Below are 15,088 nucleotides of genomic sequence, written 5' to 3' on the forward strand. Positions count from 1 at the left end.
CGATCCCATGACTTCGCATACCATACGGAGTTCCAGGACCCGAGAACGGCAAGTGCGCACCCGATGACTACGATGCACGACAAAGAAAATTTTGATATCCGCGATCATGTCGACCTGTCCTCGACCGATGCGGCGACGCATGCGCCAGCCACGGACGCGCGAAGCGATCCAACGACGGACTCGCGGCCTCCCGCGTCCGCCGACCCGGTGTTCGCGGATTATCTGTCGAATCCGATCCTGAATACAGATTCCTACAAGGCCTCGCATTATTTGCAATATCCGCCCGGTATCGACGCGATGTTTTCGTATGTCGAGTCGCGCGGTGGGCGTTTCGACCGAACGCTCTTCTTCGGCCTGCAGATGCTGCTGAAGGAGTATCTGTGCCGGCCGATCACGGCCTCGATGATCGAGCAGGCGCAGACGTTTTTCGCGGCACATGGTGAACCGTTTCACGTCGATGGCTGGCGTCATATCCTGGACCGGTACGGTGGCTATCTGCCGGTACGCATTCGCGCGGTGCCGGAGGGCAGCGTCGTGCCGACGCACAATGTGTTGATGACTGTCGAATGCGATGACCCGGCCGTCTTCTGGCTGGCCTCCTATCTGGAAACGATGCTGCTGCGCATCTGGTATCCGATTACGGTAGCGACGCAAAGCTGGCACATCCGGCAACGCATCGCCCACTATCTCGAAAAAACCAGCGACGATCCTGCGCAGTTGCCGTTCAAGCTGCACGATTTTGGCGCACGGGGCGTCAGCAGCGCCGAGTCCGCGGCGATAGGCGGCGCCGCGCACCTGGTCAGCTTCATGGGATCGGATACCGTCCTCGGCGTGCTGGCGGCAAATGGCTTCTATCACGCGGGTATGGCGGCCTATTCCGTACCGGCTGCCGAGCACAGCACGATTACCGCATGGGGACGGGACCGTGAGGCTGATGCATACCGTCACATGTTGTCTCGTTTCGGGCGTCCGGGTGCGATCGTATCTGTCGTCTCGGATTCGTATGATCTGTTCGCGGCGCTGGCGCTATGGGGCGGCGAACTCAAGCAGGCGGTCATCGATTCCGGCGCGACACTGGTGGTGCGTCCGGATTCGGGCGATCCGAGAACGATCGTGCTGCAGGCGCTTCGCGCCCTGGAAGCGTCGTTTGGGACGAGCGTCAACAGCAAAGGCTATCGCGTGTTGCATCACGTGCGCCTGTTGCAGGGTGACGGAATCAATGCGCAATCGATTGATGCCATTCTCGCGGATCTCGACGCCGCGGGCTACGCCATCGACAATATCGTCTTCGGCATGGGCGGCGCCTTATTGCAGCAAGTCACCCGCGACACGCAACGTTTTGCAATGAAGTGTTCCGCGGTGCGGATCGCGCGAGAAGGTGGGGCACCGGAATGGCAGGGCGTCAGCAAGGATCCGTCGACCGATGCGGGCAAGCGCTCGAAGGCGGGCCGACTGACGCTGCTGCGCCATGCACAAAGCGGCGCGTATCGGACGGTGACACTGCCGTTGGCGGCGGATGTCCAGCGAGACATCGACGGCGGCGTGTGGGTCGATGCATTGGTCACGGTTTTCGATACCGGACGCTTGCTGATCGATGAGAATTTCAACGCTGTCCGGGCGCGTGCCGCAACCTTTTTTGATACATTATGACAACAACGTAACGCCTGGGCTGGCGGGTTGGGTTTTATCGGACGTTTATGAACTACATCGTTGAGTCGATCGATCTCGCGCTGAAGCTGTTGAGCTTCGTCGCCGAGCATCCCGGATTGGGGGTGACGGAACTATCGGCACAGCTCGGATTGAATAAGTCGCGCACCTATCGGATGCTGTGCACGCTCGAGTCGCATCTGTTTGTCGTCCAGGATGCATGCAGCGCGCGTTATGCACTCGGACCGCAGGCGTTTGTACTAGGGGTAGCCGCCGCGCGGCAAAACACGCTGGTTCGACTGGCGCAGAAGCATATGCATGCACTGCATCAGGCCGTCGAGCAAAGTATCGTACTGCGTGTGCGCCAGAACATGGAAAGCGTTTGCGTGGCGCGGTGCGAAGGCGATGACGTTGCGTATCCGATCGAGGCAGTTGGCAACAGGCGCTCGATCCACGCCGGCGCGGCGGGAAAGGTCTTGCTTGCCTTCGCGCCCGAGGATGTCCGGGCGACGTTCCTCTCGAGGTATAAGCAGCAGGCTCCCGCGAACGGTTTGATGAATGTGGTCCAGGAACTGGATGCGGTGGCGCGCAACCGGTATGCGATCACGGCCGGCGACGTGCTGCAGGGTGCGGTGTCCATTGCCGTGCCGGTATGGGGCGCCGACGGGGAGGTAGCGGCCGCGCTCAGCATCGCTGGTGCGGGATCGCAGATCACCAGTGACAAGGTAGCCGATTATCTGGCGCGTTTGCGTGCCATCAGCGCGGCGCTCTCGATGGAATTAGGTTACGGGGGCGATGGTGCAAACGATGCGTCCCCGACGATCTTCCCGGATCGGTGCCTATTGGCGTCGCGCCCACCAGACGATGTGTCGGCCCCCGCGGGTGACGCCGCTGTGTCCTCGATGGCACGGCGGGAGCGCTGATCCGCGCGGCACTTTCCCCTCGGGCGTTTTCCCCGGCGGCGCCCATCTCAGTCGATGCAATGTGGTCTCGTTGCGACATCCAACCCTTTCCTGACAAAATTGCCATTTTGGCGCCATCTACCGGTTGGCGAGTTTCGCTAATATCGCGGGTGGAATATGAGATGGCGCAGCAATGTGGCCCTGGCGGATGACGCAGGCCCGTCCCTCCGCGACGACGTCTGCCGGAGGCACTGGGTGAGCAATGCCGTCTCCTTTTTCATGCAGGCAATTATTTTGCATTCCGGATGGTTGACGCACGCAGGGGAGCGCGTGGTGGATCAACCGGGATTGCTGGCTACCCGTTTGTCTCACCTTCCGCGTATCCGCCGATGTGGATTGTCAATGTAGCGCTGCGCCGGCCGTACACGTTTATCGTGATGGCGATCATCATCCTGCTCGCGGCGCCGTTGGCCCTGCTGCGTACGCCGGTGGATATCCTACCGAATATCAATATTCCGGTGGTCAGCGTTATCTGGACCTATAACGGGCTGAGCGCGGAGAATATGGCCGCGCGGATCACGTCGGCGAACGAACGCGCGATCACTACCACTGTCAACGACATCGAGCATATCGAGTCGCAGTCGCTACCTGGTGTTGCGGTCCTGAAGGTCTTTTTGCAGCCGAACGCCAACCTGGAATCGGCAATCGCGCAAATTGCCGCCATTGAACAGTCCATCTTAAAACAGATGCCGCCTGGCGCCACACCCCCCGCCGTGGTCAGTTATTCGGCGTCGAGCATTCCGGCGGTGCAATTGGGGCTGTCCAGTTCGACACTGTCTGAAAAAGACCTGAACGATACCGCGCTCAATACGCTGCGACCTCAGTTGGTGACAATCCCAGGCGCATCGATTCCATTTCCGATGGGGGGGCGCACCCGTGTGATAGCGGTGGATCTGAATCCGCAGGCGCTCCTGGCGAAGGGGCTGACGCCGCTCGACGTCGTGCGTGCCGTCAATGCCCAGAACCTGATCCTTCCCACCGGCACCGCCAAAATCGGTGAGAAGGAATTCAGTATCGACATGAACGGCTCGCCGCCGACCATCTCGCAATTGAATGACATCCCGGTGCGCACGCTCAATGGTGCCACCACCTACCTGCGCGAAGTCGCCCATGTACGCGACGGATCGAATCCGCAGACCAATGTGGTGCGTCAGAACGGGCAACGTGGCGTGCTGATTCCGATCATGAAAAACGGCAGCGCGTCGACGTTGTCGGTGGTCGAGGCGTTGTACAGAATGCTGCCGCGGGTCAGTGCCACCCTACCGGCCGACTTGAATATCACCGCGCTATTCGACCAATCGATTTTCGTCAAGGCGGCGGTCCAGGGTGTGATCCATGAAACACTGACGGCTGCCGCGCTGACGGCGGCGATGATTTTGCTGTTCCTGGGCAATTGGCGCAGCACTTGCATTATCGCGGTGTCGATTCCGTTGTCGATCCTGTCGTCGTTGCTGGCGCTGCACATGCTGGGTCAGACAATCAACATCATGACGCTGGGCGGGCTGGCGCTGGCGGTGGGAATTCTCGTCGATGATGCGACGGTTACGCTGGAGAACATCGAGCGGCATCTGCACATGGGCACGCCGCTACGTCAGGCGATCGTCGACGGTGCGGGGGAAATCGCGGTACCGGCACTCGTGTCGACGCTCTGCATCTGCATCGTGTTCGTGCCAATGTTCTTCCTGGCTGGCGTGGCGCAATACCTTTTCGTGCCATTGGCGGAAGCCGTCGTTTTCGCAATGATCGCGTCGTATATCCTGTCCCGGACGCTGGTGCCGACGCTTGCCATGATGATGATGCGTGACCACGTCGTGCCAGCGCTCGCCGGTGCACAACCCGGTCATGCCACCGCGGGGCACGCGGACGCTACGCTCAACGCCCGACCTCGCCGTGGCCCGAACACGTTTTTGCGGATTCATCACCGCTTTGACCGCGGCTTCGAGCGGATGCGTGGCGGCTATATAGTGGTGCTAAGTACGTTGCTCGTACGCCGCCGGATGTTCGCAACGGTTTTTCTCGGAGGCTGCATAGCCTCGCTGGGACTCGTCTTCGTGTTGGGCCAGGATTTCTTTCCGACGGTGGATGCGGGAAACATCCGCTTGCATATGCGGGCGCCAACCGGTACGCGAATCGAGGAAACGGCGCGGATCGCCGATGAAGTGGAAAAGGCCGTGCGCCAGATCGTGCCGGCCGACGAGCTGAGCACGATCGTCGACAATCTCGGGGTGCCTTATAGCGGCATTAACTTATCGTATAGCAATGCCGGGACGATCGGTACGCTGGACGGTGAGATCCAGATCGCACTGACACACGATCACCGTCCCACCGCTGAATACATCAGGAAACTGCGTGTGGAACTACCCAAGCGCTTCCCCGGGGTCGAGTTTTTCTTCCAGCCGGCCGATATCATCACGCAGATCCTGAATTTTGGCTTGCCCGCCGCTATCGATGTGCAGATTTCGGGTAACGACCTGCGCGGCAACTTCGATGCCGCGGCACAACTGATGAAGCAGATCCGCGATGTACCCGGTACCGTCGACACGCATATCCAGCAGCGGATGGATGCGCCAACGCTCCATCTCGAAATGGACCGTACACGACTGCAGCAGCTAGGCTTGAACGCAACGGATGTCGCGCAGAATGTGCTGGTCTCGCTGTCCGGCAGTGCGCAGACATCGCCTGGCTTCTGGTATAACGCGCGCAACGGCGTGGAATACAACCTGGCCGTGGTCACGCCGCAATATCGGATCTCGTCGGTCGATGACTTGCTGCGTACGCCGGTCGCGCCTAGCGCGGCAGCCGGGGGTACCGGCACGCTGAATTCGCAGTTGCTCGGCAATCTGGTGCATGTATCTGCGCAACGGGACTTTGCCGTGGTCAGCCATTACAACATTCGCCCGGTGATGGATATCTTCGTCGGCGTGGACGGGCGAGACCTTGGGAGCGTGGCGTCGCGTATCGACAAACTCGTTGCGAAGGCCCGCGCGACGCTGCCGCGCGGCAGCCGGATCACCGTGCGCGGCCAAGTGGCGACGATGCGCGCGTCCTACATCGGCCTGGGCGCCGGTGTCGTCATGGCGATCGTGCTGGTCTACCTGTTGATCGTCGTGAATTTCCAATCCTGGATCGACCCATTGATCATCATCAGCGCGTTGCCGGCAGCCCTCGCCGGCATCGTCTGGATGCTCTTCCTGACGGGAACGCATCTCAGCGTGCCGGCATTGACCGGCGCGATCATGACGATGGGCGTGGCCACCGCGAACAGTATCTTGATGGTGTCATTTGCTCAGCAACGCACGGCGGCGGGGATGCCAGCCTTGACCGCGGCGCTGGAAGCGGGCGCCAGTCGGATTCGCCCGGTGTTGATGACGGCCAGCGCGATGATCATCGGGATGGTGCCGATGGCGTTGGGCTGGGGGGAAGGCGCCGAGCAGAATGCGCCGCTCGGGCGCGCGGTAATCGGTGGTCTGTTGTTCGCGACGGTTTCCACGTTGTTTTTCGTGCCGTTGCTTTATGCAGGCATTCATGACCGTCTGGCGCGGCGCGGCATGCGGCACGGCACCGACGGCGGTGGCGATGGTCCCGGTGGCGGCCGCGATGCGGGAGGCGGTTATGGCCCGGCGCAGCCGGGGTATGCGGCGGCAACCCACTCCGGCGGTACGCAGGAGCTCTGATCAAGCGGTGAAAAACGATGAATGAAAAACACCATGCCGAATTGGCGATATCCGCACCGGAGCCCGGTGAGTCCCCTGTGTTACCTGCCCGCGGGACCGCTTGGCGCCGCGCAAAATTCAGTGCGGCGGTGGTACTGCTGCTGATGGCGTTGGGCACGCTGCGGATTGCGGTTGCCGACTTCGAGGAGCGTCACGAGGTTGCCGCCGCGACCGTCGAGAACGCGAAACAATACGTGCACGTGGTGAACCCCAAGCCAGCGAATGCCAATGGCACTATCCGTCTGCCTGGCACCTTGCGGGGCGCGGTGGAGTCGCCGATATACGCGCGTGCATCGGGCTATCTGATGAAACGTTATGTCGATATTGGCTCGCGGGTGACGCAGGGACAACTGCTCGCCGAACTCGACACGCCGGAAATCGATCAACAGTTGATACAGGCCTTGGCGCAACGTGCCCAGACAGGCGCGAGTCTGGGCCTGGCAAAAAGCTCGTTCGACCGATGGCAAAAGCTGCATGACCGTGATGCGGTGTCGCAGCAGGAGCTGGACGAACGGCAAAGTGCCTATACCCAAGGCATTGCCAATCTGGCCGCCGCGGATGCGAATGTGCAGCGGTTGAAGCAATTGGAGTCGTTCAAGCGGATTGTCGCGCCGTTTTCCGGTGTGGTGACGCAGCGCAATGTCGATGTGGGTGACCTGGTGGACGCGGGCGGAGGCGGAAGCAACAGCACGCGTGCCTTGTTCGCGCTGGCGCAGACCGATACGTTGCGCGTCTACGTACAGGTGCCGCAGGCGTATGCGCAAGGTGTGCGGCAAGGGCAGGTGGTGTCCATCTCGCAAGCGGAATTGCCGGGGCGCGCGTTCGAAGGCACGATTGCGCATATCGCGGGCGCCATCGACGTCGCCACGCGTTCCCTGCAAATCGAGATCCGGATGGTGAATCCAGAGAATACGCTGCGGCCTGGCGCCTATGTGCAGGTCGCGCTGCCGGCTGCCGTGCGTTCCCAATACGTCATCCCGGGGAACACCATGCTGTTCCGCGCACAGGGTCCGCAAGTGGCCATTGCGCGTGCTGATGGCACCGTCCACCTCCAGTCGATCGTCATTGCGCAGGACTTCGGCCAGTCGCTGGAAATCGAGAGCGGTATCGGACCGCACGATCGCTTGATCTTGAACCCGAGCGATTCGATCGCCGAGGGTGATCCCGTGCATATCGTGGAGACCGCCGCGACCATGCGTTCGGCATCGTCACCCGCTCAGGCGACATCTGCCGGAGCCCGGTCGTGAAACCCATGCGGCGCTTTGGCAACGCTTCCGACAGTCGGCAGGCCGGCCAGGGGGGCGCACGTGCCGCCCTGGCCGCGCGGACGATGTATCGGGTATCCGCGTGCGGCACGACGGTGGGCATATTAGCCCTGATGGGCTGCACCGTCGGTCCCAACTACCATCGCCCCGATACCACCACGCCGGCCGCTTGGCGCGCAACGGACGTCGCGACAAGCGCGCCGGGCGCGCCCAGCGCCGCGCCAGCGAATCAGGCGGCACGCGACTGGCTGACTGCCGTGCCGTCGCATGCACCGATGCGAATGGACTGGTGGACGGCATTTAATGACGCTGTATTGACTGACCTGGAAGGACGGGCGCTGGCTGGGAATGCGACGCTGGCGGCCGCTGTGGCGCACTATGATCAGGCGAGGGCGACCTTGCGTGGTGTCGGCGCGCAGGACATGCCGGAAGTCGATTTGGGTGGCGGTGTCTCGCGCGCTAGAACATCCGAGGATCGGCCGCGCACGAATTACGCGACGCCGACGCATCACACGGTGCAGAACGACATCAAGCTGGGTCCCACCCTCAACTATGAGCTGGACTTGTTCGGACGCATTCGTCGGGACGTCGAGAGTGCGGCCGCGGCAACGGAACAGTCGCAGGCGGACCTCGCCAACGCGCGCCTGGTATTGACCACCGATCTGGCAAATAATTACTTCATGCTGCGGGAACTCGACGCCGAGCTGGACGTCATCGCACGGTCTCTTGCGTTGCAACGCAAGGCCTTGGGTTTCGTTCAGTCGGAGCACGAGCTCGGTGCGGTATCCGGGCTCAATCTGATGCAGCAGCAATCGCAGCTCGATGCCACCGCGGTCCAGCAGACGCTGCTGGAGAATCAGCGCGCGCAATATCAAAATACCATTGCCGCGCTGATTGGCGTACCGGCCCCTGATTTCACGATTGCACCGGCGCTCATCACTGACGTGCCGTTCACGATACCGTTGGCGCTACCAAGTGAGCTGCTGCAAAGGCGTCCTGATATCGCCTCGGCCGAGCGCGCGATGGCGGCGGCCAATGCGAAGATCGGCGTGGCGCGTGCCGCGTTTTTCCCAACGCTGACGTTGACGCCCGGTATCGGTTGGGAGGCGACCCGCTTTGCCAACCTGTTCAGTGCGCCGGAATTGATGTGGACGCTCGGAGCATCGGTCAAGCAGGTTCTGTTCGACGGCGGACGCCGCACGGCATCGATTGATTTCGCCAATGCAGGCTATCGCGCCGCCCAGGCAAACTACCGTCAGACAGTGCTGATGGCGTTCCAGCAAGTGCAGAACGGCGTTACCGGACTGGCCACGCTGGGTGAGGCGCAGCAGCGTGCCGCGCAGTCGGTCGACGATGCACGGCGCTTGTTGTCACTGGCGCGTGATCGCTACGAAGGCGGCCTCGTCGCCTATCTCGATGTGATTGCCGCGCAGCAATCCTTGCTGACCAGCGAACGCACCGCCACCCAGATTCGTGCGCAGCGCTGGACCACTGCGGTCAACTTGATCAAGGCATTGGGCGGGGGCTGGACAACGCAGGAGCTTGCCGGTACCGCATCGGCATCGTCAGTGCAAATGGCCGCGTCGGACCGTTGATCACGCGTCCGGGGTAACATCCCGAAATGGCGCCGTAGGGGCCAGGGGAGGAAGGGGGTATGAAGCTGTTGATCGTCGAGGACGAGCAGAAGGTTGTCGACTATTTGCGTACCGGTTTGACGGAGCAGGGCTGGATCGTGGATGTCGCGTTGGATGGGGATGAGGGCATGCATCTCGCGCTGGAGTTCGAGTACGATGTAATCGTACTCGACGTGATGCTGCCAGGCCGCGATGGTTTCGCCGTGTTGCGAGCGATTCGTACCCGCAAGGCGACACCGGTGATCATGCTGACCGCGCGTGACCAGATCGACGATCGTGTGCGCGGTCTGCGCGGCGGTGCCGACGACTATCTTACAAAGCCATTCTCTTTCCTGGAATTGGTTGAGCGCCTGCATGCGCTGGCGCGTCGTACCCGGTTGCAGGAACCCACGCTGATCTCGATCGCGGGCCTGCACGTCGACTTGATCGGTCGCCGCGCATCGCGTGAAGGGTCACGCCTCGATTTGACCGCAAAGGAATTTCAGTTACTGAGTTTGCTTGCGCGACGACAGGGTGACATTCTCTCGAAGACCGCCATTGCCGAGTCTGTCTGGGACGTCAACTTCGACAGTCACACGAACGTCGTGGAGACCGCCATCAAGCGCTTGCGGGCAAAATTGGACGGCCCGTTCGATACCAAATTGCTGCATACGGTGCGCGGCATGGGTTATGTGCTCGAAGTGCGCGATGCCGACGACATGCGCCGTTAAATGAAGCGCGCAATATATTCCGCCCTCTCTCGCGTTTTCGGGCGCCCATCGATCTCGCGGCGTCTGGCCGTCACGTTTGCATTGATGGCGCTGGCGATCTTTACGCTGGTGGGTGCTGGCTTGATGATGTCGCTGCGCAGTCAGCTGGAACTCTCGACGCGTCAGCTACTGAGCAGTCAGCTCGTGGTGGCGCGTGAGGCGCTGTATCACACGTCCACCCCGGAACGTTGGAGGATGGCACGTGATCGGCTTGCGGAACTGGCACCGGAGGATGCGCAAGGTGAGCCGCAGCAGGAAGCGCCGCATTTCGCGGTGACGAGTGCTGATCCCGCCTATCGATTCAACACGCCCATAACGGGGGAAATCTTACGAACCTGGCCTGCCGGGTACCAGCGGATTGCGGTGCCGGGCGGTCCGGACAGACTTGTGCAAACGGTGGCGGTGCCGGCGCGCGGCCAGCGACCGGCACTCCAGTTGCAAGTCGCGGTCAGCTACGCGCAGAAAACGCGCATCATGCACGCGTTCGGCGTGTCGCTACGGGTGTTGTATGGCGTTGGCACGTTGATCGTGCTGGCATTGGGTTACACGGTCGCGCGAATTGGACTCGCGCCACTGACGCGGCTCACGCGCGAGGCGTCGACCATCAGTCCGCACACGCGCTCACAGCGTCTGCGGGCCGCGCCGCTGCCGGCGGAGTTAAGCGCGCTGGCGGAGTCGTTCAATGGGGCACTGGAACGACTGGACGCGTCGCATGGTCGACTGGAGGCGTTCAACGCCGACGTGGCGCACGAGCTGCGGACCCCTATTACGATCTTGATCGGTCAGACGGAAGTGGCATTGACACGTAGTCGCAGCGCGGACCATTTGGCCAGCACGTTGGAGTCGAACCTTGAGGAACTGATCCGCATCCGTGACATCGTCAATACGATGCTGTTCCTGGCACGAGCGGATCAAGGCGATCGGGCCACCGCGCTGACACGGAAATCGTTGGCCACCGAGTGCGAACGGACGTTGGATTTTCTTGAAATGACGCTGGAAGATGCGCAACTGACGGTGACGCTCAAAGGCGATGCCACGGCGCCGGTGGATACCGCGATGTTTGGCCGTGCGCTCGTCAATCTGTTGATGAATGCGATCCAGCATTGCACGCCGGGTAACGCCATCACGGTGACGATCACCGCCAACGAAACGCATGCCGAGGTGGCGGTGGCGAATCCCGGTGCCGCGATTCCTTCCGCGACCATTGTCCATTTGTTCGATCGGTTTTATCGCGCCGAGGTATCGCGAACAAACAGCCGGGAAAATCACGGACTGGGCCTCGCCATCGTCAAGGCAGTGGCTGACATGCACGGCGGTAGCGCATGGGCGCGCAGCGCTGATGGCGTCAACACCTTCGGGTTTTCGGTCGCCATGCAGGCGAGCGAGTCCGCTGGCAGCACCGGCGCATCACCGTGTCAACCGCATCGAAACTGAAAAACGCTCGGCGGGATGGACGGTGACGGATACTTCGAATACCTCGCCATCGGCATCGAAATATCGTCGCACGATCTCAAGCGCCGCGGCGCCGGCTTGCACGCGCAATCGTGCGGCCATGGCATCGGATATCAGGGTGGCGTGCACGTTCTGCTGAATTTCGTGAATGGTCGTGCCATAGCGCTTTTCAATCAAGGCACTGACCAGCACGTCCGGCTCCTTCCGAGCGGCCTCGGCGATGTCCGTGTAGTCGGCGTTGATATAGACGTCAGTCCATCCAATCGGTGCACTTGCGCGATCTCCATCTATGCGCAAGCTCGAAATGCGCAACCACCGTGCACCGTCAGGACAGCCTATCAGCCCGGCCAACTCGCCAACTGCCGGCACCTCTTCCACGGATTGCACTAGCCGAAGATGCTCGGCGCCGAATTGCACCACGTCGTCGACTGACGCCAGGGAGGGCCGGAACCCACCTACCGGTGTTCGAGATTCGACCCGTGTTCCGGCGTTCTTCTTCCGCGACACCAGCCCTAACTGCTGCAATTCGTGCAAGGCGGCGCGAATCGTGTGTCGACTCGTCTGGAACTGGTCGCGAAGTTCGAGTTCGGTTGGCAGTGTCGAGCCCACGGGATAGACATCGTCCGCGATGGCGTCGGCCAGGTGACGGGCAATCTGGGCAAAATGCGGTCGCTTCATAAATCGAATGGGTAATGCGAGGAAGGACATACCTAGGGATTTCCACAGCATACGGCATAAGTCCGGACATATATGATCAGCCAAATAAGTCGGGACATATTGTCTTGTGACATTCCCAGGCTCATCTTACTTGCACCGAGGTCAGAATGACTAGTTACGCCAGCACGGTCATGGATTCGATACTGTTTCGCGACGCCTTCGGCACGTCGGCCATGCGCGGGATATTTTCCGATCACGCATTGATTCAACGCTATATCGACGTGGAAGTGGCGCTGGCGCGAGCGGAAGCGAAGACCGGCGTCATCCCGGCAGAGGCGGCCGACGTGATTGCGCGCGAATCGACGATCGATAAGATCGACTTCGATCACATGCGACATGAGACCGATATCGTCGGCTATCCGATCTTGCCCTTGGTACACCAGCTCGTCGCGATGTGCGGCGATGCCGGTCGTTTCGTGCATTGGGGCGCAACCACCCAGGACATCATGGATACGGCGGTCTCGCTGCAAGTGCGCGATGCGCTCGATAGCGTTGCCGCGGACGTTCGCGCGCTCAGAGGCATTCTTGCCGACCTTGCGAAGAAACACCGCGACACGCCGATGGCGGGCCGCACCCACTTGCAGCAAGCGCTGCCGGTGACGTTCGGTTATAAGGTCGCGATCTGGCTGGCGATGTTCGATCGCCATCAGCAACGTCTGGCGGAACTGCGTCCCCGCGTGGCGGTGGTCGAGTTTGGTGGCGCGGCCGGTACGCTGGCGTCGCTTGGCGACAAGGGATTCGCCGTGCAGAAGGCACTGGCGGATGCGCTGGGGTTGGGCGTTCCCGCGACAACATGGCACGTGGCGCGCGATGGTTTTGCCGAAGCGGTCAACCTGCTCGCATTGGTTACCGGGTCGCTGGGCAAGATCGCGCTCGACATCATGATCATGGCGTCGACGGAATTCGCCGAAGTCTATGAGCCATTCGTGAAAGGGCGTGGGGCCAGCAGCACCATGCCGCAAAAGCGCAATCCCATTTCCAGCGAATTGATGCTCGCCGCATCGAAGGCGGTTCGCCAACATGCCGGTTTGATGGTCGATGCGATGGTGCAGGATTTCGAGCGTGCGACCGGCCCCTGGCATGCCGAGTGGATCGCCATCCCGGAAAGCTTCATCTTGACGTCAGGGGCGTTGCATCAAGCCAAGTTTGCATTGCGTGGCCTGATCGTCGATGCCGACCGCATGAAGCATAACCTGGGGATCTCAAAAGGGCTTATCGTCGCCGAGGCGGTGATGATGGCGGTGGCACCGTTCACGGGGCGGCAGCAAGCGCATGACATCGTCTACGATGCCTGCCGTACGGTTAACGAAAAAGGCGGCACCTTGGCCGAAGCGCTGTCCGCGTTGACTACCGTGATGGCGCATTTCAATCGGGACCAGATCGAGAAGATGACCGATCCGGCCAACTATCTGGGACTAGCACCTGACATGGTTGATCAGGCTATTCGTTTGTCCCAGGCGGTCTAAAGAGACGGCATGGAGGAGAACATGATGAATGACGAAACGTCTGTTGCCGACGCGCATCGTAACAAAAAGAAAACAGTGCTTCCTTGGTACCGCCGTCTGGGCATGCAAGTCTTGCTTGCCTTGATGCTTGGGATAGCGATGGGTCTCGTATTTCCAAAGTTCGCCACGCAACTGAAACTGCTTGGCGATATCTTCCTCGCGCTCATCAAGGCGGGGGTTGCCCCGTTGGTATTTTTGACGATTGTGCATGGCATTGCGTCAGCCGGTGACATTCGTAGCGCCGGCAGGGTTGGCTGGCGGTCGATCGTCTACTTTGAAGTGGTATCGACGATAGCCTTGCTTGCCGGTATGGTGGCCGGCAACGTACTGCAGATCGGAAAAGGGATGGCGCATGTCACCGCCGGCACGGTGCCCCCGGCACTGGCGAAGGCAACGCCGCAGGGCTTCATTGATTTCGTCATGCATCTCGTGCCGGATAACTTCATCGGCGCGTTCGTGCGAGGTGAACTACTGCAGGTCGTCGTGTTGGCGGTAATGGTGGGCATTGGCATTCTGTCGATTCCCGAAAGTCGGCGTGCGCGCATCACGGAAGGACTGGACACGATATCCCAGGTCTTGTTTTCGTTTATCAACCTGGTAATGAAGCTAGCCCCGCTCGGCACGTTCGGCGCGGTCGCGTACTCCGTCGGTAGCAACGGCACCGCCGTTTTGGTCGCACTTGCACAACTGGTGTTCAGCTTTTACGCAGTGGTGGCGCTGTTTATCGTCGTGGTGATGGGGCTGATCGCAAAACTCGCAGGCGTGAGTCTGTGGCGTTTCCTGCGGTATATCAAAGAAGAGATCTTTATCGTTCTGGGTACCGCATCTTCGGAAAGTGCGCTGCCGCGACTTCTCGGCAAGTTGGAGCGAATGGGCTGCGCTAAGCAGACCGTGGGCCTGGTTTTGCCGACGGGGTATGCGTTCAACCTCGATGGCACGTCGATTTTCATGGCGATGGGGGTGATGTTCATTGCGCATGCGTACGGCGTTCAGATCACGCTCGAACATCAGTTGGGATTTCTGCTCTTGATGCTGCTGACGTCGAAAGGTGCCGCCACAGTGTCCGGCGGCTCGTTCGTGGTCTTCGCGGCGACCGTAACGTCAACGGGTATCTTGCCGATCGAAGGTCTGGCGCTTATTTTCGGGGTGTACCGGTTCATGTCGATGGCGATCGCCACCTGCAATACGATCGGCAACAGTCTTGCCACCGTCGTGGTCGCAAAATGGTCACGCACGTTTAATGAAGACATTGCGAAGGCGGTGCTTTATCCGGAACAGTATCCGAACGCTGCGATTCATTCGACCTCACCCTCGGTCGAAAGGGAGGAGCGGGCCGGACTGCCGGATCGAGCATTGCAACGGAAACAGCGTGCGCATTGATATAGTGATTGGAGCGGTGTACAGATACAAGGTACGCCGCCAAGACGGTTCCTTTGATGGTTTC

The 15,088-nt window shown here is 60.8% G+C and carries 10 protein-coding genes; 9 read left to right on the forward strand and 1 reads right to left on the reverse strand.

Annotation, left to right across the window (positions count from 1 at the left end):
* The first annotated feature begins 72 nt into the window (after positions 1-72).
* The 7 genes from SJQ66_RS05675 to SJQ66_RS05705 all read left to right on the forward strand — a co-directional run bounded on the left by SJQ66_RS05675 (position 73) and on the right by SJQ66_RS05705 (position 11,404).
* A complete protein-coding gene (locus tag SJQ66_RS05675; RefSeq protein WP_320534068.1) occupies positions 73-1,650 on the forward strand; it encodes a nicotinate phosphoribosyltransferase in 1,578 nt (525 codons plus the stop codon).
* A gap of 47 nt (positions 1,651-1,697) precedes the next feature.
* Positions 1,698-2,570: an IclR family transcriptional regulator gene (locus tag SJQ66_RS05680; RefSeq protein ID WP_024904204.1), complete on the forward strand. Its 873-nt coding sequence runs from the start codon at positions 1,698-1,700 to the stop codon at positions 2,568-2,570.
* 368 nt (positions 2,571-2,938) lie between these two features.
* A complete protein-coding gene (locus SJQ66_RS05685) occupies positions 2,939-6,283 on the forward strand; it encodes an efflux RND transporter permease subunit (RefSeq protein WP_024904203.1) in 3,345 nt (1,114 codons plus the stop codon).
* A 17-nt stretch (positions 6,284-6,300) separates the two neighbouring features.
* Positions 6,301-7,569: an efflux RND transporter periplasmic adaptor subunit gene (locus SJQ66_RS05690; protein WP_320534069.1), complete on the forward strand. Its 1,269-nt coding sequence runs from the start codon at positions 6,301-6,303 to the stop codon at positions 7,567-7,569.
* Between the two features lie 83 nt (positions 7,570-7,652).
* On the forward strand, positions 7,653-9,182 hold the full coding sequence (locus SJQ66_RS05695; protein ID WP_320534171.1) for an efflux transporter outer membrane subunit: 1,530 nt from the start codon (positions 7,653-7,655) through the stop codon (positions 9,180-9,182).
* A gap of 59 nt (positions 9,183-9,241) precedes the next feature.
* A complete protein-coding gene (locus tag SJQ66_RS05700) occupies positions 9,242-9,931 on the forward strand; it encodes a heavy metal response regulator transcription factor (RefSeq protein ID WP_024904200.1) in 690 nt (229 codons plus the stop codon).
* Positions 9,932-11,404 (forward strand): heavy metal sensor histidine kinase, encoded by a 1,473-nt coding sequence (locus SJQ66_RS05705; RefSeq protein ID WP_320534070.1) that lies wholly within the window; start codon positions 9,932-9,934, stop codon positions 11,402-11,404.
* Here SJQ66_RS05705 and SJQ66_RS05710 read toward each other — a convergent pair.
* Entirely contained in the window at positions 11,378-12,100 is a 723-nt protein-coding gene (locus SJQ66_RS05710) for a GntR family transcriptional regulator (RefSeq protein WP_046152111.1), read from the reverse strand. The genes SJQ66_RS05705 and SJQ66_RS05710 overlap by 27 nt on opposite strands.
* 146 nt (positions 12,101-12,246) lie before the next feature.
* Between SJQ66_RS05710 and pcaB the strand changes: the two genes are divergently transcribed.
* Both pcaB and SJQ66_RS05720 read left to right on the forward strand, forming a co-directional pair.
* Complete coding sequence (gene pcaB, locus SJQ66_RS05715; RefSeq protein ID WP_320534071.1) at positions 12,247-13,605, forward strand: 3-carboxy-cis,cis-muconate cycloisomerase; 1,359 nt, start codon at positions 12,247-12,249, stop codon at positions 13,603-13,605.
* Positions 13,606-13,626: 21 nt separating this feature from the next.
* The gene (locus SJQ66_RS05720) at positions 13,627-15,024 is read left to right on the forward strand and encodes a cation:dicarboxylate symporter family transporter (protein WP_244141691.1); all 1,398 of its coding nucleotides are present in this window, start codon (positions 13,627-13,629) and stop codon (positions 15,022-15,024) included.
* Positions 15,025-15,088 lie beyond the last annotated feature (64 nt).

The sequence above is a fragment of the Robbsia andropogonis genome (assembly GCF_034047095.1).
Classification (GTDB): Bacteria; Pseudomonadota; Gammaproteobacteria; order Burkholderiales; family Burkholderiaceae; genus Robbsia; species Robbsia andropogonis.

Excerpts from the sequence above, each read along its gene's own strand:
- SJQ66_RS05675 (WP_320534068.1), top strand. The coding sequence starts at position 73 with ATGCACGACAAAGAAAATTTTGATATCCGCGATCATGTCGACCTGTCC.
- SJQ66_RS05680 (WP_024904204.1), top strand. The coding sequence starts at position 1,698 with ATGAACTACATCGTTGAGTCGATCGATCTCGCGCTGAAGCTGTTGAGC.
- SJQ66_RS05685 (WP_024904203.1), top strand. The coding sequence starts at position 2,939 with ATGTGGATTGTCAATGTAGCGCTGCGCCGGCCGTACACGTTTATCGTG.
- SJQ66_RS05690 (WP_320534069.1), top strand. The coding sequence starts at position 6,301 with ATGAATGAAAAACACCATGCCGAATTGGCGATATCCGCACCGGAGCCC.
- SJQ66_RS05695 (WP_320534171.1), top strand. The coding sequence starts at position 7,653 with ATGTATCGGGTATCCGCGTGCGGCACGACGGTGGGCATATTAGCCCTG.
- SJQ66_RS05700 (WP_024904200.1), top strand. The coding sequence starts at position 9,242 with ATGAAGCTGTTGATCGTCGAGGACGAGCAGAAGGTTGTCGACTATTTG.
- SJQ66_RS05705 (WP_320534070.1), top strand. The coding sequence starts at position 9,932 with ATGAAGCGCGCAATATATTCCGCCCTCTCTCGCGTTTTCGGGCGCCCA.
- SJQ66_RS05710 (WP_046152111.1), bottom strand. The coding sequence starts at position 12,100 with ATGAAGCGACCGCATTTTGCCCAGATTGCCCGTCACCTGGCCGACGCC.
- pcaB (WP_320534071.1), top strand. The coding sequence starts at position 12,247 with ATGACTAGTTACGCCAGCACGGTCATGGATTCGATACTGTTTCGCGAC.
- SJQ66_RS05720 (WP_244141691.1), top strand. The coding sequence starts at position 13,627 with ATGATGAATGACGAAACGTCTGTTGCCGACGCGCATCGTAACAAAAAG.